The 18,355-nt window shown below is 73.7% G+C and carries 16 protein-coding genes and 1 rRNA gene; 13 read left to right on the forward strand and 4 right to left on the reverse strand.

Annotation, left to right across the window (positions count from 1 at the left end; translation table 11 throughout):
* From rrf to ABTZ58_RS35060, 3 genes are all read left to right on the forward strand, one after another.
* Positions 1-91: ribosomal RNA gene (rrf, locus tag ABTZ58_RS35050) — 5S ribosomal RNA — on the forward strand; the annotation flags it as partial.
* Positions 92-316: 225 nt separating this feature from the next.
* Positions 317-1,444, forward strand: a complete 1,128-nt coding sequence (locus ABTZ58_RS35055; RefSeq protein ID WP_351366006.1) for a hypothetical protein — start codon at positions 317-319, stop codon at positions 1,442-1,444.
* A complete protein-coding gene (locus tag ABTZ58_RS35060) occupies positions 1,336-2,106 on the forward strand; it encodes a tetratricopeptide repeat protein (RefSeq protein WP_351365988.1) in 771 nt (256 codons plus the stop codon). The genes ABTZ58_RS35055 and ABTZ58_RS35060 overlap by 109 nt, the downstream gene beginning before the upstream one ends.
* Positions 2,107-2,175: 69 nt before the next feature.
* Here ABTZ58_RS35060 and ABTZ58_RS35065 read toward each other — a convergent pair whose 3' ends face one another.
* Positions 2,176-3,468, reverse strand: a complete 1,293-nt coding sequence (locus ABTZ58_RS35065; RefSeq protein ID WP_351365915.1) for a DUF1015 domain-containing protein — start codon at positions 3,466-3,468, stop codon at positions 2,176-2,178.
* A gap of 73 nt (positions 3,469-3,541) precedes the next feature.
* Here ABTZ58_RS35065 and ABTZ58_RS35070 point away from each other — a divergent pair, with 73 nt between their 5' ends.
* The 4 genes from ABTZ58_RS35070 (at position 3,542) to ABTZ58_RS35085 (ending at position 7,772) form a co-directional block, all read left to right on the forward strand.
* Positions 3,542-4,573, forward strand: coding sequence for an HAD hydrolase-like protein (locus ABTZ58_RS35070; RefSeq protein ID WP_351365918.1), 1,032 nt, complete (start codon positions 3,542-3,544; stop codon positions 4,571-4,573).
* Between the two features lie 102 nt (positions 4,574-4,675).
* The gene (locus ABTZ58_RS35075) at positions 4,676-5,719 is read left to right on the forward strand and encodes a FecCD family ABC transporter permease (RefSeq protein ID WP_351365921.1); all 1,044 of its coding nucleotides are present in this window, start codon (positions 4,676-4,678) and stop codon (positions 5,717-5,719) included.
* Positions 5,720-5,763: 44 nt separating this feature from the next.
* Positions 5,764-6,840 (forward strand): FecCD family ABC transporter permease, encoded by a 1,077-nt coding sequence (locus tag ABTZ58_RS35080; protein WP_351365991.1) that lies wholly within the window; start codon positions 5,764-5,766, stop codon positions 6,838-6,840.
* Positions 6,837-7,772, forward strand: a complete 936-nt coding sequence (locus tag ABTZ58_RS35085; RefSeq protein WP_502996180.1) for an ABC transporter ATP-binding protein — start codon at positions 6,837-6,839, stop codon at positions 7,770-7,772. Before ABTZ58_RS35080 ends, ABTZ58_RS35085 begins: the two co-directional genes overlap by 4 nt.
* Here the strand turns inward: ABTZ58_RS35085 and ABTZ58_RS35090 are convergent.
* Complete coding sequence (locus ABTZ58_RS35090) at positions 7,756-8,103, reverse strand: SCP2 sterol-binding domain-containing protein (RefSeq protein WP_351365927.1); 348 nt, start codon at positions 8,101-8,103, stop codon at positions 7,756-7,758. The two genes, ABTZ58_RS35085 and ABTZ58_RS35090, sit on opposite strands and share 17 nt — an antisense overlap.
* A 42-nt stretch (positions 8,104-8,145) precedes the next feature.
* Between ABTZ58_RS35090 and ABTZ58_RS35095 the strand changes: the two genes are divergently transcribed.
* The 5 genes from ABTZ58_RS35095 (at position 8,146) to ABTZ58_RS35115 (ending at position 13,380) form a co-directional block, all read left to right on the forward strand.
* The gene (locus ABTZ58_RS35095; protein WP_351365930.1) at positions 8,146-8,430 is read left to right on the forward strand and encodes a hypothetical protein; all 285 of its coding nucleotides are present in this window, start codon (positions 8,146-8,148) and stop codon (positions 8,428-8,430) included.
* Between the two features lie 7 nt (positions 8,431-8,437).
* Positions 8,438-9,253 carry a TlyA family RNA methyltransferase gene (locus tag ABTZ58_RS35100; protein ID WP_351365933.1) on the forward strand — a complete coding sequence of 272 codons (816 nt, stop codon included), beginning with the start codon at positions 8,438-8,440 and terminating at the stop codon, positions 9,251-9,253.
* Complete coding sequence (locus ABTZ58_RS35105; protein ID WP_094055423.1) at positions 9,250-10,155, forward strand: NAD kinase; 906 nt, start codon at positions 9,250-9,252, stop codon at positions 10,153-10,155. The genes ABTZ58_RS35100 and ABTZ58_RS35105 overlap by 4 nt, the downstream gene beginning before the upstream one ends.
* 158 nt (positions 10,156-10,313) lie before the next feature.
* Complete coding sequence (recN, locus tag ABTZ58_RS35110; protein ID WP_351365994.1) at positions 10,314-12,032, forward strand: DNA repair protein RecN; 1,719 nt, start codon at positions 10,314-10,316, stop codon at positions 12,030-12,032.
* 205 nt (positions 12,033-12,237) lie between these two features.
* Positions 12,238-13,380 (forward strand): glycosyltransferase family 4 protein, encoded by a 1,143-nt coding sequence (locus tag ABTZ58_RS35115; protein ID WP_351365996.1) that lies wholly within the window; start codon positions 12,238-12,240, stop codon positions 13,378-13,380.
* Here ABTZ58_RS35115 and ABTZ58_RS35120 read toward each other — a convergent pair.
* On the reverse strand, positions 13,377-15,050 hold the full coding sequence (locus ABTZ58_RS35120) for a PucR family transcriptional regulator (RefSeq protein ID WP_351365936.1): 1,674 nt from the start codon (positions 15,048-15,050) through the stop codon (positions 13,377-13,379). The genes ABTZ58_RS35115 and ABTZ58_RS35120 overlap by 4 nt on opposite strands.
* Before the next feature lie 128 nt (positions 15,051-15,178).
* On the opposite strand from ABTZ58_RS35120, the gene ABTZ58_RS35125 reads away from it, so the two are divergent.
* Positions 15,179-16,135 (forward strand): LLM class F420-dependent oxidoreductase, encoded by a 957-nt coding sequence (locus ABTZ58_RS35125; protein ID WP_351365938.1) that lies wholly within the window; start codon positions 15,179-15,181, stop codon positions 16,133-16,135.
* 17 nt (positions 16,136-16,152) lie between these two features.
* Here the strand turns inward: ABTZ58_RS35125 and ABTZ58_RS35130 are convergent, their stop codons facing one another.
* Entirely contained in the window at positions 16,153-17,955 is a 1,803-nt protein-coding gene (locus ABTZ58_RS35130) for a glycoside hydrolase family 15 protein (RefSeq protein WP_309096554.1), read from the reverse strand.
* Positions 17,956-18,355 lie beyond the last annotated feature (400 nt).

Below are 18,355 nucleotides of genomic sequence, written 5' to 3' on the forward strand. Positions count from 1 at the left end.
GCCCGGTTACATTCCGAACCCGGAAGCTAAGCCTTACAGCGCCGATGGTACTGCAGGGGGGACCCTGTGGGAGAGTAGGACGCCGCCGAACAATCTTTGGAAGGACCCCTGGTCACCAGCGTTCAGCTGGGATCAGGGGTCCTTTTTGTTTTTGCACTGCGCGCTGGGCACCCGGCTGCGCGAGAATGACTTGCGGTACCGAAGACAGGAGTCACCATGTCCACCAACTCTCCCGACGACCGACCGGAGCGCGACCAGCGGCGACGGGAGGATGGCCGGAGCGACCGCGGCGGTCAGCGCGGGGACCGTGGCGACCGTGGCGGCTTCCGTCGGAACGACCGTGGTGAGCGCCGTGACGACCGCGGCGAGCGCGGTGGATTCCGGCGCGACGACAACCGCCGCGACGACAACCGCCGCGACGACAACCGTCGGGACGACAGCCGTCGTGAGGACAGTCGTCGTGACGACAACCGTGGCGGCGGCTACGGCCGGCGTGACGATCGTGACCGGGGTGGTTTCCGTCGCGACGACCGCGGTGACCGTCCTTCCTTCCGTCGCGACGACCGCGGGGAGCGCGGTGGCTTCCGTCGTGATGACAGCCGCCGCGACGACAGCCGCCGCGACGACAGTCGTCGTGAGGACAGTCGTCGTGACGACAACCGTGGCGGCGGCTACCGCCGGCGTGACGACCGCGGTGGTTTCCAGCGCCGCGACGACGGTGGACCGCGCGGTGGATTCCGGCGTGATGACCGCCGGGACGATCGTCGTGATGACCGCCGGGACGATCGTCGTGATGACCGGCGTGATGGTGACCGGGGCGGTTTCCCCCGGCGTGACGACCGCGGCGAGCGCCGCGGCTTCCGTAGCGACGACCGCGACCGCAGGGCCCGTGGTGACGACCGCGACCGCGGGTCCCGTGGTGACGACCGGGACCGCGACCGTGGGTTCCGGCGGGATGACCGTGGTGGATTCCGGGGCCGTGACGACCGCGGGGACCGTGGCGGGTTCCGTCGTGACCGCGATGACGCCGGTCGCGGTGGGCGTCCCGGGTTCCGTCGTGAGGACGGCCCGCGCGGTGACGGCCGCGGCGAGTTCCGGCGGGACGACCGACGCGATGACCGACGTGATGACCGGCGTGACGATCGTCGTGACGACCGGCGTGAAGGTGACCGTGGTGGGTTCCGTGGTGGCCGTGACGACCGTGGTGGGCGTGGGCCCCGGCGCGACGACCGCGGGGGGCGTCCCGGCGGCTTCCGGGGCGGCCGTGACGACCGGCGTGGTGGCGGCGGCCGGTTCCGTGAGGAGCGGGAGCGGGACAGGGAGCCGATCAAGCGGCTGCCGATCCCCGAGGACGTCACGGGTGACGAGATCGACAAGGACGTTCGGCAGGAACTGCAGAGCCTGCCGAAGACCCTCGCGGAGGACGTCGCCAGGAACCTGGTGATGGTCGCGCGGCTTCTCGACGAGGACCCCGAGGGCGCGTACGCCTACTCCAGGATCGCGCTGCGGCTGGCCTCGCGAGTCGCCGCCGTACGGGAGGCCGCCGGGTTCGCCGCGTACGCCAACCAGAAGTACGGCGAGGCGCTGGCCGAGTTCCGGGCCGCCAAGCGGATGACCGGGAACATCGACCTGTGGCCCGTCATGGCCGACTGCGAGCGTGGGCTCGGGCGGCCGGAGAAGGCGCTGGACATGGCCGGTGCGCCCGAGGTGCACAAGCTGGACAAGGCCGGGCAGGTCGAGATGCGGCTCGTCGCGGCCGGTGCGCGGCGGGACATGGGGCAGCTGGACGCGGCCATCGTGACGCTGCAGAGCCCTGAGCTGGCCGCCAACGCGGTGCAGCCCTGGACCGCGCGCCTGCGCTACGCGTACGCGGACGCGCTGCTTGCCGCCGGGCGTGAGGACGAGGCGCGGGAGTGGTTCGCGAAGGCCGTCGAGGCCGACCGGGACGGCAGCACGGACGCCTCGGACCGGCTCGCCGAGCTGGACGGCGTGGAGTTCCTGGACGTCCTCGCCGACGACGGGGACGACGACGAGAGCACCGATGAGGTCAAGGGCGGCGGCGCGGACGGCGACGCAGCTCCTGAGGAGCCGGAGCAGAAGGACTGACGTCGGAACGTGAGTGAAAGGGGCGGATCCCGGCCGGGGTCCGCCCCCTCGTGCGTCGTGGGGCGTGGGTCAGAGGTCCAGCGCGCGCAAAACCAGCCCCGTCGCCGGCTTCGGGCCGAACGACGTCGACTTGCGCGGCATGGTCACGCCCTGCCGGGCCAGGTCGCGGACGACCTCCTCGCGGACCGGGTGCATCAGGACGGCCGTACCGCCGTCGCGCTCGGCCTTGGCGACCGTGGCGGCCGTGTCGTGGATGTAGGCGATGCGGTCGGGGGAGTCCTCGGGGATGTGCCACACGTGCTCCAGGAGCGTGGCGTGCAGGACCGTCGCGTCCAGGGTGCGCCAGGCCGTGGGCCGGTCGGCCGGGATCGTGCGGGCCAGCAGGTCCGGGTCCGGGTGGTCGACGAGGTGGAAGGCGCCGTCGCCGGCGAGCAGGAACGCGTTGCCCGCGCGGGCCGCGTCCGCCAGTGCCGCCAGGGCCTCGGCGAGCGGCACAGCGAGGCGGCGTACGCGGAAGCGGCCGTCCAGGGCGGCCACGGCCTCGCCGACCGGCAGGGCGTGCAGGAGGCGGTGGATGGCGCGGACCCGGAGGGGGTAGCGGGCCGTGTCGACCAGGAGGACCAGGCCGTGGTCCCACGGGCTCGGCGAGGGGTGTTCCGTGCGGAGGCGGCGGTAGGTCGCCCAGCGGTGGTGGCCGTCGGCGATGAGGGCCTGGTGGCGGGCCAGGCCGTGCTGGATCGTGGTGAGCTCGGCGGGGTCGGTGACCGCCCACAGGCGGTGGCGGAAGCCGTCCTCCGTGGTGGTCGCGAGGAGTGGGGGCCGGTCGGCCGTGCGCTCGATCAGGTCCGCCGTCGCGGCCGACGAGTCGTCACCGCGGTACGTCAGCAGCAGGGGTTCCAGGTTCGCCGAGGTGGCCCGCATCAGGGCCGCGCGGTCCTCGACGACATGCGGCATGACGTCCTCGTGCGGCAGCACGACCTGCTCGGCCGGGTCGGACACCCGCAGGGCGCCGATGAGTCCGCGCTGCAGCATGCCCTCGCCGTCGCGCTGCTCGTAGACGTAGAGGCAGGGTTCCGGGTCGGTGGTGAGGATGCCCTCGGACAGCCAGCGGCGCAGGGTCGCGGCGGCCTGCTCGTTGCGGGCGCCGACGGTGGCGGCCTGGGGGAGGATCAGGCGGACGATGTTGTACGGGTCGGAGGATTCGAGGTGGTGCAGGCCGTCGGGGCGCACCACGACGTCGTACGGCGGAGATGTGACGGCGGCAAGGCTGCCGACTCGGTCGGGGTCGTAACGAAGGCCTCGGAACGGGGTGAGTTCCAGGCCTCGGTGCACCGTTGCCTCCGAGTGACCTGCTGTCTTCATCCCGGCATCGTACGGGTGTCGGTGGCATGGGGGATGATCGGGGGAAAGCCGCCGAACCGAGGAGCGATGCGGGATGAGCCGGAGTGTCAGGACGAGGCCCGAGGGCAGTGGGCGGGCCCTGAGCGAGGCCTACGACACGGCCCTGCTCGACCTGGACGGAGTCGTCTACGCGGGCGGGAGCGCGATCGCGCACGCGGTCGAGTCGCTGGCGTCGGCCCGGGAGGGCGGGATGCGTCTGGCCTACGTGACCAACAACGCGCTGCGGACCCCGGACGCGGTGGCCGGGCATCTGACGGAGCTGGGGATACCGACGGGCGCGGAGGACGTCATCACCTCCGCGCAGGCGGTCGCGCGGCTGATCAGCGAGCAGGTGCCGCGGGGTGCGCGGGTGCTGGTCATCGGCGGTGAGGGGCTGCGGGTGGCGCTGCGGGAGCGGGGGCTGGAGCCGGTCGAGTCCGCGGACGACGATCCGGTGGCGGTCGTGCAGGGGTACGGCGGGCCCGATCTGCCGTGGGGCCGGTTCGCCGAGGCCTCCTACGCGGTCGCCCGGGGTGTGCCGTGGTTCGCGTCGAACACGGACCTGACGATTCCGAGCGGGCGCGGCATCGCGCCGGGCAACGGGGCGGCGGTGGAGGTCGTCCGGATCGCCACGGGCGCCGAGCCGCAGGTCGCGGGCAAGCCGCTGCCGCCGATGCACCGGGAGACGATCCTGCGGACGGGGGCGGAGCGGCCGCTGGTCGTCGGGGACCGGCTGGACACGGACATCGAGGGCGCGTTCAACGGGGAGGTCGACTCGCTGCTCGTCCTGACGGGCGTGACCGACGCTGCACAGCTGCTGGCCGCTCCGCCGCAGCACCGGCCGACGTATGTGGACGCCGACCTGCGCGGGATGCTCGGCGGCCAGCCGGACGTCGTCGAGGCGGGCGAGGGCGGGTTCCGGTGCGGTGGCTGGACGGCGAGGGCCGGGGCGGACCGGCTGGAGCTCGACGGCGAGGGCGAGGCGCTGGACGGTCTGCGGGCGTTGTGCGCCGCGGCGTGGTCGGCCGCCGGTGACGGGGTGTGCGGCCTGGACAGCGGGAAGGCGCTGGCGCGGCTGGGGATGTGAGCGCCGGTTGGACAGCGGCGGGGCGGGCAGGATCACGCGTGTGTGAGGGGCGGCCGGGCTCTCGCATCGTGATCGGTTGCGAGGGTAGGCTAACCTAACTGCGTGTTGGTCGAGAGTCCCCCCGAACATCGCGCGGAGACCGCCCCCGCGCCCCCAACCCGACGTGCGGCGCGTGCCTTTGGGCTGCTCCTGTCCGTCGCGATCCTGGTGCTCGTCGCGCTGGCGAGTATCGCGATCGGAGCGAAAGAGCTGTCCCTCGGCCAGGTGTGGCACGGCCTGTTCGAGGACTCGGGGAGCTACGGCGACGTCGTCGTGGCCGAGCGGCTGTCGCGGACCCTGCTCGGGGTGCTCGCCGGTGCCGCCCTCGGACTGGCCGGGGCGGTCCTGCAGGCCCTCACGCGCAACCCGCTGGCCGATCCCGGACTGCTCGGCATCAACGCGGGCGCGTCCGCCGCGGTCGTCACGGCCATCACCTTCCTGGGCGTCACCTCGCTCAGCGGCTATGTGTGGTTCGCGTTCTTCGGCGCGGCCGCGGTCGGGGCGCTGGTCTGGTTCCTCGGCGGCAGCCGGGGGGCGACACCGGTGCGGCTGGCCCTCGCCGGTACGGCGATCAGTGCCGCGCTCTACGGTTACCTCCAGGCCGTGATGATCATGGACGACGCGGCGCTCGGCAAGATGCGCTTCTGGACGCTCGGTTCGCTCTCCGCGGCGACCGACTCGACCATCGAGCAGGTGCTGCCGTTCCTGCTCACCGGCACGGTCCTCGCGCTGGCCCTGGCCCGGCCGCTCAACGCCATGGCCATGGGCGACGACACCGCCAAGGCGCTCGGCGCCAACCTGAACCGGACGCGGGCGCTGTCGATGCTGGCCGCGACCGTGCTGTGCGGGGCGGCGACCGCCGCGTGCGGGCCGATCGTGTTCGTCGGGCTGATGGTGCCGCACGTGGTGCGCTCCTTCACCGGACCCGACCTGCGCTGGATCCTGCCGTACGCGGCGATCCTGTCGCCGGTGCTGCTGCTCGGCGCCGACGTCATCGGCCGGATCGTGGCCCGGCCGGCGGAGCTCCAGGTGGGCATCGTCACCGCGATCCTCGGCGGGCCGGTGTTCATCTTTCTCGTACGACGGCGGAGGACGGCGCAGCTGTGAAGACCACCAACCGTGCCGTGAAGATCACCAGTGGTGCCGCGAAGATCACCAGTGGTGCCGCGAAGACCACCAACGATGCCGCGAAGAGCATCCACCGTGCCGTGCGGACCCCGGGCGGGCTGTCGATACGCCTGGACGTGCGGGCTTTCGTCGTCGTGCTCCTGCTGCTGGTCGTGGCGCTCGCGGCGAGCGTGGTGCTCATCGGCACCGGCGACTTCCCGATCCCGGCCGCCGACGTGCTGCGCACGCTGGTGGGCGAGGGCAACGCGGGCCAGGAGTTCATCGTCAACGAGCTGCGGCTGCCGCGGGTGCTGGTGGGGCTGCTGGTCGGCGCCTCGCTGGGGCTGGGCGGCGCGCTGTTCCAGTCCATCTCCCGTAATCCGTTGGGCAGTCCGGACGTGCTCGGCCTCGGCCAGGGCGCGACGGCCGGCGCGCTCACGATGATCGTGCTGTTCTCCGGCAGCGCCAACCAGGTCGCGCTCGGTGCGCTCGCGGGCGGCCTGGTGACCGGCTTCGCGATCTACGTGCTGGCCTGGAAGCGGGGCGTGCACGGCTACCGGCTGGTCCTGGTCGGCATCGGCGTCTCCGCGATCGTCACCGCGGTCAACGGCTATCTGCTCACCAAGTCCGACATCGTGGACGCGGCCCGCGCGGTGGTGTGGATGACCGGCTCGCTCGACGGCCGCGACTGGGCCCAGGTGTGGCCACTGCTTGCCCTGTGCGCCGTGCTGGTGCCGCTCGTCCTGGCCAACGGGCGCGGGCTGCGGATGATGGAGATGGGCGACGACGTGGCGTACGCCCTCGGGGTGCGGGTCGAGCGCGTGCGGCTGCTGCTGATGGTCGCGGCGGTGCTGCTCACCGCCTCCGCGACCGCCGCGGCCGGTCCCGTCAGCTTCGTGGCGCTCACCGCTCCGCAGCTGGCCCGGCGGCTGACCCGGTCGCCCGGCCCGAACCTGCTGGCCTCGGTGTGCATGGGCGCCGCCCTGCTGGTCGTCGCCGACTGGGCCTCGCAGCGGGCGTTCGGCGCGGAGCAGTTGCCCGTGGGGGTGGTCACCGGCGTGCTCGGCGGCGTCTACCTGCTGTGGCTGCTGGTCACCGAACGCAAGGCGGGGCGGATATGAGTACCGGCACCGCGGCGGGCACGAGCGCCCGGAGCAGCAACAGCAGCGGGCTGAACAACCGAAGGAGCACCGTGAACCGTCTGTCCGCCGAGAACGTCACCCTCGCCTACGACCAGCGGGTCATCGCCGAGCAGTTGTCGGTGGAGATACCCGACAACTCCTTCACCGTGATCGTCGGGCCCAACGCCTGCGGCAAGTCGACGCTGCTGCGGGCGCTGTCGCGGATGCTCAAGCCCAGTGAGGGCCGGGTGCTGCTCGACGGGCAGGTCATCCAGTCCCTGCCCGCGAAGAAGGTCGCCCGCACGCTCGGCCTGCTGCCCCAGTCGTCCATCGCGCCCGACGGCATCACCGTCGCCGACCTGGTCGGCCGCGGCCGCTACCCGCACCAGGGCATCCTGCGCCAGTGGTCCACCGAGGACGAGCGGGTCGTCCAGGAGTCCATGCGCCAGACCGGCGTCGCCGAACTCGCCGACCGCTACGTCGACGAGCTCTCGGGCGGTCAGCGCCAGCGCGTGTGGATCGCCATGGCGCTGGCCCAGCAGACGCCGCTGCTGCTGCTCGACGAGCCGACGACGTACCTGGACATCCAGCACCAGATCGACGTCCTGGACCTGTGCGCCCAGCTGCACGAGGAGCAGGGGCGCACGCTGGTGGCCGTGCTGCACGACCTGAACCACGCCGCCCGCTACGCCACGCATCTCATCGCCCTGCGTCAGGGCACGGTCATCGCCGAGGGCGCGCCGAACGACATCGTCACGGCCGAGCTGGTCGAGGAGGTCTTCGGACTGCGCTGCCAGGTCATCGACGACCCGGAGACGGGCACGCCCCTGGTCGTGCCGGCGGCGCGCAGGGCACGCGTGCGGGACACGGCCGGGACGCGGACCCCGGTGGAGACCGGGGCGGAGAAGGTCGCCGCTACAGAAGCTTCCTGAGGCGGAGCAGGTCCCGCAGCCCCGCGTGCAGCTTCACCCGGCCCGAGCCCCAGGCCGTGGCGAAGTTCAGCCCGCCGTCGACCAGGGCCACCAGGTCGTCGCCGGTCATGGCCAGTCTGATCTCGGCCTTGTCCGGCGGCGGTCCGGGCACCGTGTCGCGCACCTCGATCCGGCCGCCCCGCATCCGGCCCACGAAGGTGACGTCCAGGTCGGTGATGTGGCAGCTCACCGAGCGGTCCAGGGCCGCGGCCTCGCGGACGTCCCCTTCGGCGCGCTGCATGCTGTCCGAGAGCTTGTCGAGTGCGCTGCGGCACTCCTCGATCGTGGCCATCGCGATCGACGGTACCGCAGCGGTTCGCGGTAGCGTCGGGGCATGGACGACGCAGTTCCCCCGAGGGACCTCCCGGCGGAGGCGCAGCAGGCGGAGCCCGAGCCCGACCCGGCCGCCCCCGCCCCCCTGAACGTGCCCCGCACGCCCACCGGCGACGCCGGCGTGGACGCCGCCCTGACCCGGCTCGGCGACGCGGACCACCTCGCCACGGACGGGCACATCGAGGTGTACGAGGATGTACACCGGGGGCTGCGCGACGCGCTGACCGCGCTCGACGTACGCCCGGGACCTCCGGCGCCCCCGCCGCCGTCTGGACCGAGGAGCTGAACCGAACGTGGCAGGAGTCGCACGACGCCGTCTGGACGCGGAGCTGGTCCGCCGCAAGCTCGCGCGCTCGCGTGAGCACGCCGGCCAGCTGATCGCCGCGGGGCGGGTCTCCGTCGGCAAGACCGTCGCGACGAAACCGGCCACGCAGGTGGAGACCGCCGCCGCGATCGTCGTCGCGGCAGACGAGAACGATCCCGACTACGTCTCCCGGGGCGGCCACAAGCTCGCCGGCGCGCTGGAGGTGTTCGTGCCGCAGGGCCTCGCCGTCGAGGGCCGCCGGGCGCTGGACGCCGGCGCGTCGACCGGTGGGTTCACCGACGTCCTGCTGCGGGCGGGCGCCGCGCACGTCGTCGCCGTGGACGTCGGATACGGCCAACTCGCCTGGTCCCTGCGGAACGATGAACGCGTCACCGTCAAGGACCGTACGAACGTACGCGAGTTGACGCTTGAAGCGATCGATGGGGAGCCTGTGGATCTTGTCGTGGGGGATCTGTCCTTCATCCCGCTCGGGCTGGTCCTGCCCGCCCTGGTGCGGTGCGTGAAACCGGACGCCGACCTGGTGATGATGGTCAAGCCGCAGTTCGAGGTGGGCAAGGAGCGGCTCGGCAGCGGGGGAGTCGTACGCAGCCCCCAGCTGCGGGCCGAGGCGGTCCGGGGGGTGGCCCGGAAGGCCTGGGGACTGGGGCTCGGGGCCAAGGGCGTGACCGCCAGTCCGCTGCCCGGACCGTCGGGGAATGTCGAATACTTCTTGTGGCTGCGGGCCGGGGCACCGGAACTGGACCCGGCCGACGTTGACCGAGCAGTGGCGGAGGGGCCGCGTTGACCGAGAACCGAGCTCGTACTGTTTTCCTGCTCGCCCACACGGGCCGGCCCGCGGCCGTGCGCAGTGCCGAGCTCGTGGTGAAGGGGCTGCTGCGCTCCGGCCTCGGCGTGCGCGTCCTGGAGGACGAGGCACGGGACCTGCCGCTGCCGGACGAGGTGGTGCTGGTCAAGGAGGCGACCCCGCAGTGCCTCGACGGGTGCGAGCTGCTCATCGTGCTGGGCGGCGACGGGACGCTGCTGCGCGGCGCCGAGTTCGCGCGGGCGTCGGGGGTGCCGATGCTCGGCGTCAACCTCGGGCGGGTCGGCTTCCTCGCCGAGGCCGAGCGCGACGACCTCGACAAGGTTGTCGACCGGGTGGTGACCAAGGCGTACGAGGTCGAGGAGCGGATGACCGTCGACGTCGTGGTGCACCAGAACGGCGACATCGTGCACACCGACTGGGCGCTGAACGAGGCGGCCGTGCAGAAGGTGTCCGCCGAGCGGATGCTGGAGGTCGTCCTGGAGATCGACGGGCGGCCGGTCACGGGGTTCGGCTGCGACGGGATCGTGTGCGCCACGCCTACGGGATCGACCGCGTACGCCTTCTCCGCGGGCGGGCCGGTGGTGTGGCCGGAGGTCGAGGCGCTGCTGATGGTGCCGATCTCCGCGCACGCGCTGTTCGCGAAGCCGTTGGTGACCTCGCCGGATTCCGTGCTGGCCGTGGAGGTTCTGCCTCACATTCCGCCGGGTGTGCTGTGGTGCGACGGGCGGCGGACGGTCGAGTTGCCGGCCGGGGCGAGGGTGGAGGTGCGGCGGGGGGCCGTGCCGGTGCGGCTGGCCCGGCTGCACCACGCTTCGTTCACGGACCGGCTGGTGGCGAAGTTCGCGCTGCCAGTTTCCGGGTGGCGGGGCGCTCCTCATTGACCTGCCGGCCCGTCGGCGGCGGGTGCGGGTCCTTCTGTGGCTGGTCGCGCGGTTCCCCGCGCCCCCGGGAGAGCCACTTCCACTCAGGTGGGTGACAAAGGCAGGCCGGTCGCAATCCCAGGGCCGGACCTCGTAAGGTCGTGTCCGTGTTGGAGGAGATGCGGATACGGTCGCTCGGTGTGATCGACGACGCTGTCGTCGAGCTGTCGCCGGGGTTCACCGCGGTCACCGGTGAGACGGGTGCGGGCAAGACCATGGTGGTCACCAGCCTGGGATTGCTGCTGGGCGGGCGGGCGGACCCGGCACTCGTGCGGATCGGGGCCGGGAAGGCCGTCGTGGAGGGGCGGATCACCGTCTCCCCGGACGACACGGCCGCGCTGCGCGCCGAGGAGGCCGGGGCCGAGCTCGACGACGGTGCCCTGCTGATCAGCCGTACCGTTTCGGCCGAGGGCCGCTCCCGGGCGCACCTCGGCGGACGCAGCGTGCCCGTGGGCGTCCTCGCGGAGCTCGCCGACGAGCTGGTGGCCGTCCACGGGCAGACCGACCAGCAGGGGCTGCTCAAGCTGTCCCGGCAGCGGCAGGCGCTCGACCGGTACGCGGGCGACGCGGTCGCCGTGCCGCTGGCCAAGTACGCCGAGGCGTACAAGCGGCTGCGGGCCGTCTCCGCCGAGCTCGACGAGATCACCACGCGCGCGCGGGAACGGGCCCAGGAGGCCGACCTGCTGCGCTACGGGCTCGACGAGATCGCCGCCGTCGAGCCCCGGGCCGGCGAGGACGTGGAGCTGGCCGAGGAGGCCGAGCGGCTCGGGCACGCCGAGGCGCTGGCGTCCGCCGCCGCGGCCGCTCACGCCGCGCTCGCGGGCAACCCGGAGGACCCCGAGGGCGTCGACGCCGGGACGCTCGTCGCGGGCGCCCAGCGGGCCCTGGACGCCGTACGGTCGCACGACCCGGCGCTGGCCGCGCTCGCCGACCGCATCGGCGAGATCGGCATCCTGCTGCGCGACGCGGCCGGGGACCTCGCGGGCTACGCCGACGACCTGGACGCCGATCCGCTGCGGCTGGCGGCCGTCGAGGAACGACGGGCCGCGCTCACCGGACTGACCCGCAAGTACGGCGAGGACGTCGCCGCCGTGCTGGCCTGGGCGGAGAACGGTGCCGCCCGGCTGACCGAACTCGACGGCGACGACGAGCGGATCGGGGAGCTGACCGCCGAGCGGGACGCCCTGCGGGCCGAACTGGGCGGACTCGCGCAAACCCTGACGGACGCGCGGACGGAGGCCGCCGAGCGGTTCGCCGCCGCCGTGACCGCGGAGCTGGCCTCCCTCGCCATGCCGCACGCGCGCGTGTCCTTCGACATCCGGCAGACCGAGGACCCCGAGGGCGTCGAGGTCGGCGGGCGGCCCGTCGCCTACGGGCCCGCCGGTGTGGACGAGGTGGAGCTGCTGCTGGCCCCGCACCCGGGCGCGCCGCCCCGGCCGATCGCCAAGGGCGCCTCCGGCGGTGAGCTGTCCCGCGTGATGCTGGCCGTGGAGGTCGTGTTCGCGGGGACGGACCCGGTGCCGACGTACCTCTTCGACGAGGTCGACGCCGGGGTCGGCGGCAAGGCGGCGGTCGAGATCGGCCGGCGCCTCGCGCGCCTGGCGAAGACCGCGCAGGTCGTGGTCGTGACGCATCTGCCGCAGGTGGCCGCCTTCGCCGACCGGCAGCTGCTGGTCGAGAAGACGAACGACGGGTCCGTGACCCGCTCCGGCGTCAAGGTCCTGGAAGGGGAGGAGCGGGTCCGGGAGCTGTCCCGTATGCTCGCCGGCCAGGAGGACTCGCAGACGGCCCGGGCGCATGCGGAGGAGCTGCTGGCGACGGCACGGGCGGACCTGTAGCCGGAGGGCGTTGTGACGTCGGGCGGGTCACCAAACTTCACTCGTGTGGGTGACCCGGCCCGGCGCGTTTCCCCGCTGCCGCGCCCCGCTGTCGCGCCGCCGGGGTTCCGGCGTTCCCGGAACCCCCGTATGTGCTGGCATCCTTGGCGGAGTACGCGTGGGAAACCGCGCCGTGACCGCCCGACCGAACCAGGAGCCCGGCCACGTGACGCCCGTGAGCAGCCACTCACCGCCTGGCCAGTCGCCGCTGCGCACCGTGCAGGTGCTGGGCGGGGGTAATGCCGCCAGCAGTGCGCATGTGCGCTCGCTGGCCGCGGGGCTCGTCGCTCGGGGCGTGAGAGTCACGGTGTGCGCCCCCGCCGAGGCGGATCGCGCCTACGACTTCAGCGGGGTCGGTGCCGACCATGTGCACGTGCCGCGCAGCAGTGACCCCGTGTCGGTGGCGGCGCTGCGGGCGGCCTGCGCCGACGCCGATCTGGTGCACGCCCACGGGCTGCACGCCTCCTTCCGGACCGTCCTCGCGCTCAGCGGGCGGCGCGTGCGGACCCCGCTGGTCGTGACGTGGCACGACCGGGCGCACGCCGACGGTGCGCGGGCCCATCTGCTGCGCGTCCTGGAGCGGCGGGTCGTCAAGGCGGCCACGGTGGTGCTGGGCACGACCTCGGCGCTCGTGGACCGGGCCCGGCTGACGGGCGCCCGGGACGCGCGGCTGGCCGCCGTGGCGCTGCCCGGCCCCCGCAGGCCCGCCGAGCCGGAGGACCCCGACCGGCTGCGGCCCAAGGTCCGTGCCGAACTCGGCGCGACCGGACGGCCGTTGCTCATGGCCGTCGGCTCCCTGGAGCGGCACCGCGGCTACGACGTGCTGCTGGACGCCGCCCGCGTGTGGCGCCGCCTGGACCCCCTGCCCCTGGTCGTGATCGTGGGGGAGGGGCCGCTGCGCGGGGAACTCCAGGAGCGGATCGAGAACGAGGGCCTGCCGGTCCGGCTCATCGGACGCCGCGACGACATCACCGACCTGCTCGCCGCCGCCGACCTCGCCCTGCTGCCGAGCCGCTGGGAGGCCCGCTCGGTGCTCGCCCAGGAGGCCCTCCACGCGCGCGTGCCGCTCGTCGCGACCGATGCCGGCGGCATCCCCGAACTGGTCGGCGACGCGGCCGAACTCGTCCCGTCGGGAAACGCCCAGGCCCTCGCCGCGTCCGTCGTGGGCCTGCTCGGCGACCCCGAGCGCCGGGCCCGGCTGCAGGACAAGGGCGCCCGGCAGGCGGCGACCTGGCCGACCGAGGACGAGACCGTCGCCCAGGTGCTCAGCGTCTACGACGAACTGACCCGGCCCCTGCCTCTCGCCTAGGGCCCCGGAGCCCTCGTCGGCGCCGCCCGGGGCACATGGCGCCGGGCCCGCAGGGCCAGGCTCAGGGCCAGCACCGTCTGCGGATCGTCGAGGTCCGTGCCCAGCAACTCCCCGATGCGCGCCAGCCGGTTGTAGAGCGTCTGCCGGTTCAGATGCAGCTCCCGGGCCGTCTCCGCCTTGCGTCCCGCGTGGGCGAGGTAGGTCGTCAGGGTGGGCAGCAGCGGCGGCCGGGAGCGGCGGTCGTGCTCCAGGAGCGGTCCGAGGGCCCGGTCGACGAAGGCCGCCAGGTCCGGATCGTCGCGCAGCCGCCACAGCAGCAGGTCGATGTCCAGGCGGCGGGCGTCGAACCAGGGCCGGTCCGGCAGGCCCTGGGCGGCCGTGGCCGTCTCGGCGGCGTGCCGCAGGCCCGACGCCGCCGCCGTCCAGCCGCCGGCCACCCCGACGACCACCACGGGCGGCTGCCCGCCCGGCCGCAGCATCCCGGCCCGGCCCACCCCGGCCCGCAAAGCCGCCGCCACCCGGTCCGCGATCGTCGCCCGCTCCGCCTCGGCGCGCAGCCCGAGCAGCACCAGCACCCGCCCCTCCACCGGCCGCACCCCGAGCAGCACCGGCACGCCCACCGCCGCCAGCTCCTCCGAGACGGCCCGGGCCAGTACCGCCCAGCCTCCCCCGGGGGCCAGCGCGTCGCCGAGCCGCATGACGACCGGCAGCAGTGGCCCCTCGACCGGCCGGAAGCCCAGCACCCGGGCCTGCGCCGGGGCGTCCTCGGCCGTGACCCGGCCCTCGGCGAGGTCCGTGAGGAAGTCGCCCCGCCCGCGCGCCGCCAGCTCCTCCTCCTGCCGCGCCTGCATCAGCACCACGGCCAGGATGCCCGCGGCCCGCTCGGCGGCCATCCGGTGCACCGGCGCCAGGGGCGTCCGGACCGGAAGCAGCACCAGACGCGCCCGGACGCCCCCGCTGCCGGGACCGCCGCCCGGCACGTCCACCAACAGCGAGCCCGCCAGCGGCGGTTCGTCCTTGTGCTGGCCGCGCAGCCCCTCCCACACCTGGAGCGGGTCCGCGCCCTGGGGACCGGCCCCGGCGGCGTACAGCAGCTGCCCCTCCGCCGTCTCCAGGAAGACCGGGTTGGCGCCGAAGTCGGCCAGGATGGAGAGCACCTGGGGCACCCCGCCGCCGCTCAGCACGGCCCGCGTGCAGCGCCGGTGCACCTCCTCGGCCCGCTGGAGCAGCGCGTAGTGGCCGTTGACGATCTCGGTGTGGATCTCCTCCGTCACGGTGACGAACGGCACCTCGCGGTGCAGCTGCACCAGCGGCAGCCCGGCCGAGCGGGCCGTGTCGACCAGGGCCGCGGGCAGCCGGGTGAAGCGCGGGCCGAGCTCCACCACCAAGGCCGCGATGCCCCGCTCGGCCAGCGTGCGCACGAACGCCCGCTGCTCGGCCGGGCGGGTGCCGAGGCCGTAGCCCGTGGTCAGCAGGAGTTCGCCGCCCTTGAGCAGGGAGGCGATGTGCGGCACCTCGCCGGCGTGCACCCAGCGCACGGTCCGCCCGAGCCGGTCGGCGCCCGCCAGCACCTCGGGCAGTCCGCTGCGCAGCCCCGGCAGCTCCAGCGCCCGCCGCACGGTGATCCCGGCGCCCTGGGTGTCGTAGCCGCTGTCCGTCCCGCTCTCCATGGGCCGGACGCTACCCGGGCGGGTGCCCCTCGGACATCTGCGGACAGGTACCGGGACGGTCACACCGGGCCGGGCGCGCGGCGGATCCCTGCGGATTACGGCCCGGGCGACCGGGTACGGGCGCCGTCATGGACATGAGCGTGGTCGCGGTGGGGCGAGAGGACGACAGCCCGGTCGAGGAGCCGTTGCGGGTCGCGGTGCTCGCCGACCGGCTCGGCTACCGGGAGGTGTGGGCGGGCGAGGGGCCGACCTGGGACTCGTTCGTCCTGGCGACGGCGATCGGCGCGGCCACCGAGCGGGTCGCGCTGACCGCCGGGCCCGTGCCGGTGAACGTGCGCGATCCGCTGACCGTCGTCCGGGGCGCCGCCTCCACCGCGGCCGTCACCGGCCGGCCCGTCGGTGTGGCCCTCGGCACCTCCAGCAAGCGGGTCGTCGAGGGCGTGCACGGCCGGCCGCGTACCCGGCCCGCCGCGGCCCTGGAGGAGTCGGCCGCGGCCGTACGGGCGCTGATGGACAGCGTGCCGGGCGAGCCGGTCGTGCCCGGCAGCGGCTTCCGGCGCCGGCTGCCGCCGCCCGGCGGGATGCTCACCGTCGCGGCGTTCGGCGAGCGCGCGGTCGCCGCGGCCGTCGGGCACGCCGACCGGATGCTCCTCGACCTCGTCTCGCCCGGGCAGGTGCGGACGCTGCGGGCGCGGATGCTGGCGGCCGCCGAGAAGGCGGGGCGCACCCCGCCGCGGCTGGCGGCCTGGCTGCCCGCCGCCGTCGACCCGGAGCCGGAGTCGCTCACGCAGATCCTGCGCAGCGTGGTCGGCTACCTCTGCGTGCCGGGCTACAGCGACATGTTCGTCGACGCGGGGTTCGCCGAGGTCGTCGAACTGGCCGTGAAGGGCGCCGACCGGGACACCCTGCTGCGGGCCCTGCCGCCCGAGGCCGCGGGCACGGTCGCCCTGGTCGGCGACGCCGCCACCGTCCGCGCCCGCGTCGACGCCTACGCCGAGGCCGGTCTCGACGAGGTCGCGCTGGTCCCGGCCACGGCGGGCGACCCGGCGGGGGAGCGCACGCTCACGGCCCTCAAACCGCGGTGACGCTCCCGGGCCCTCGCTCAGCCGCCGTACGCGCCCGAGGCCGTCAGCCGCAGCGCCGTGTCGATGAGCGGCACGTGGCTGAAGGCCTGCGGGAAGTTGCCCACCTGGCGCTGCAGGCGCGGGTCCCACTCCTCGGCCAGCAGACCGAGGTCGTTGCGCAGGGACAGCAGCTTCTCGAACAGCTTGCGGGCCTCGTCCACGCGGCCGATCATCGCCAGGTCGTCGGCCATCCAGAACGAGCAGGCGAGGAACGCGCCCTCGTCACCGGGCAGACCGTCGACGCCCTCGTCGGCGCCCTCGGTCGGGTAGCGCAGGATGAAGCCGTCCGGCGTGGACAGCTCCCGCTGGATCGCTTCGATCGTGCCGATGACCCGCTTGTCGTCCGGCGGCAGGAAGCCCACCTGAGGGATCAGCAGCAGCGAGGCGTCCAGCTCCCTGGAGCCGTAGGACTGCGTGAAGGTGTTGCGCTCCTTGTCGTAACCCCGCTCGCACACGTCCCGGTGGATGTCGTCGCGCAGTTCCTTCCAGCGCTCCAGCGGGCCGTCCGCGTCGCCGGACTCGATCAGCTTGATCGTGCGGTCGACGGCGACCCAGGCCATCACCTTGGAGTGCACGAAGTGGCGGCGCGGGCCGCGCACCTCCCAGATGCCCTCGTCCGGCTCCTGCCAGTGGCCCTCCAGGTAGCGGATGAGCTTCAGCTGGAGCAGCGAGGCGTAGTCGTTGCGCGCGAGGCCCGTCATGTGGGCCAGGTGCAGGGCCTCGGTGACCTCGCCGTACACGTCCAGCTGGAGCTGGTGGGCCGCGCCGTTGCCGACCCGGACCGGGGCGGAGTTCTCGTAGCCCGGCAGCCAGTCCAGCTCCGCCTCGCCCAGCTCGCGCTCGCCGGCGATGCCGTACATGATCTGCAGGTTCTCCGGGTCGCCCGCGACCGCGCGCAGCAGCCACTCGCGCCAGGCGCGGGCCTCCTCGCGGTAGCCGGTGCGCAGCAGCGAGGACAGGGTGATGGCCGCGTCACGCAGCCAGGTGTAGCGGTAGTCCCAGTTGCGGACGCCGCCGATGTCCTCCGGCAGGGAGGTGGTGGGCGCGGCGACGATGCCGCCGGTCGGGGCGTACGTCAGGGCCTTCAGCGTGATCAGCGAGCGGACCACGGCCTCGCGGTAGGGGCCGTGGTACGTACAGTGGTCGACCCACTCGCGCCAGAAGTCCTCCGTCGCCTCCAGCGACTGCTCCGGCTCGGGCAGCGGCGGCGGCTCCTTGTGCGAGGGCTCCCAGGAGATCGTGAACGCGATCCGCTCGCCCGGCGCGACCGTGAAGTCCGAGTAGGTCGTCAGCGACTTGCCGTACGTCTCGACGGATGTGTCGAACCACACGGAGTCGGGGCCCGCGACGGCCACCGTCCGCCCTTCGTGCTTGTGCACCCACGGCACCACCCGCCCGTAGGAGAACCGCATCCGCAGCGCCGAGCGCATCGGCACCCGGCCGGAGACGCCCTCGACGATCCGGATCAGCTGCGGGGCGCCGTCACGCGGCGGCATGAAATCGGTCACCCGGACCGTGCCCCGCTGGGTGTCCCACTCGGACTCCAGGATCAGCGAGTCGCCGCGGTAGCTGCGCCGCGCCGCGGTGGGCGGCTCCTGGTCGGAGGCGTGCGCGGGGCCGAGCCGCCAGAAGCCGTGCTCCTCGGTGCCCAGCAGGCCGGCGAAGATGGCGTGCGAGTCGAAGCGGGGCAGGCACAGCCAGTCGACCGTCCCGTCCCGGCAGACCAGGGCAGCGGTCTGCATGTCTCCGATGAGTGCGTAGTCTTCGATGCGCCCGGCCACGTGCAACTCCAGTCGAACGGCCACGTCACCCCGCAAGGGGGCTGTCGCTAGTGCGGTCAAGGGGGTTTCAGCAGGTCTTGCAATGCGTCGTTGAGCGATGAAGCAAAACAGGTCACTCAGCCGTGACGCAAAGCGCCAATTGTTGCTCAACGAACTGCCGAGCTCACGTTGTTCCGGTGCTTACGGGCGGGGGTGGTGCCGTTGGGCCGGACGGGCTCGGCAGCGAGTGTCCGAGCAGGATACGACGCACGCGGATGTTCCGGGTGCCCGTCGCGACAAGGCGGGTACGCCGAACGAGTGAGCAACGGGTGAGGGGCCGGTGAGCATGATCGCCCCGTGTCGGAATGTGTGCGGAGAGTGGCCGGAAGCCACTTCCTCGCAGCGCTGATACGCTGGTAGC

The sequence above is a fragment of the Streptomyces sp. NPDC094143 genome, from assembly GCF_040303825.1.
In the GTDB taxonomy this organism is placed as follows: Bacteria; Actinomycetota; Actinomycetes; order Streptomycetales; family Streptomycetaceae; genus Streptomyces.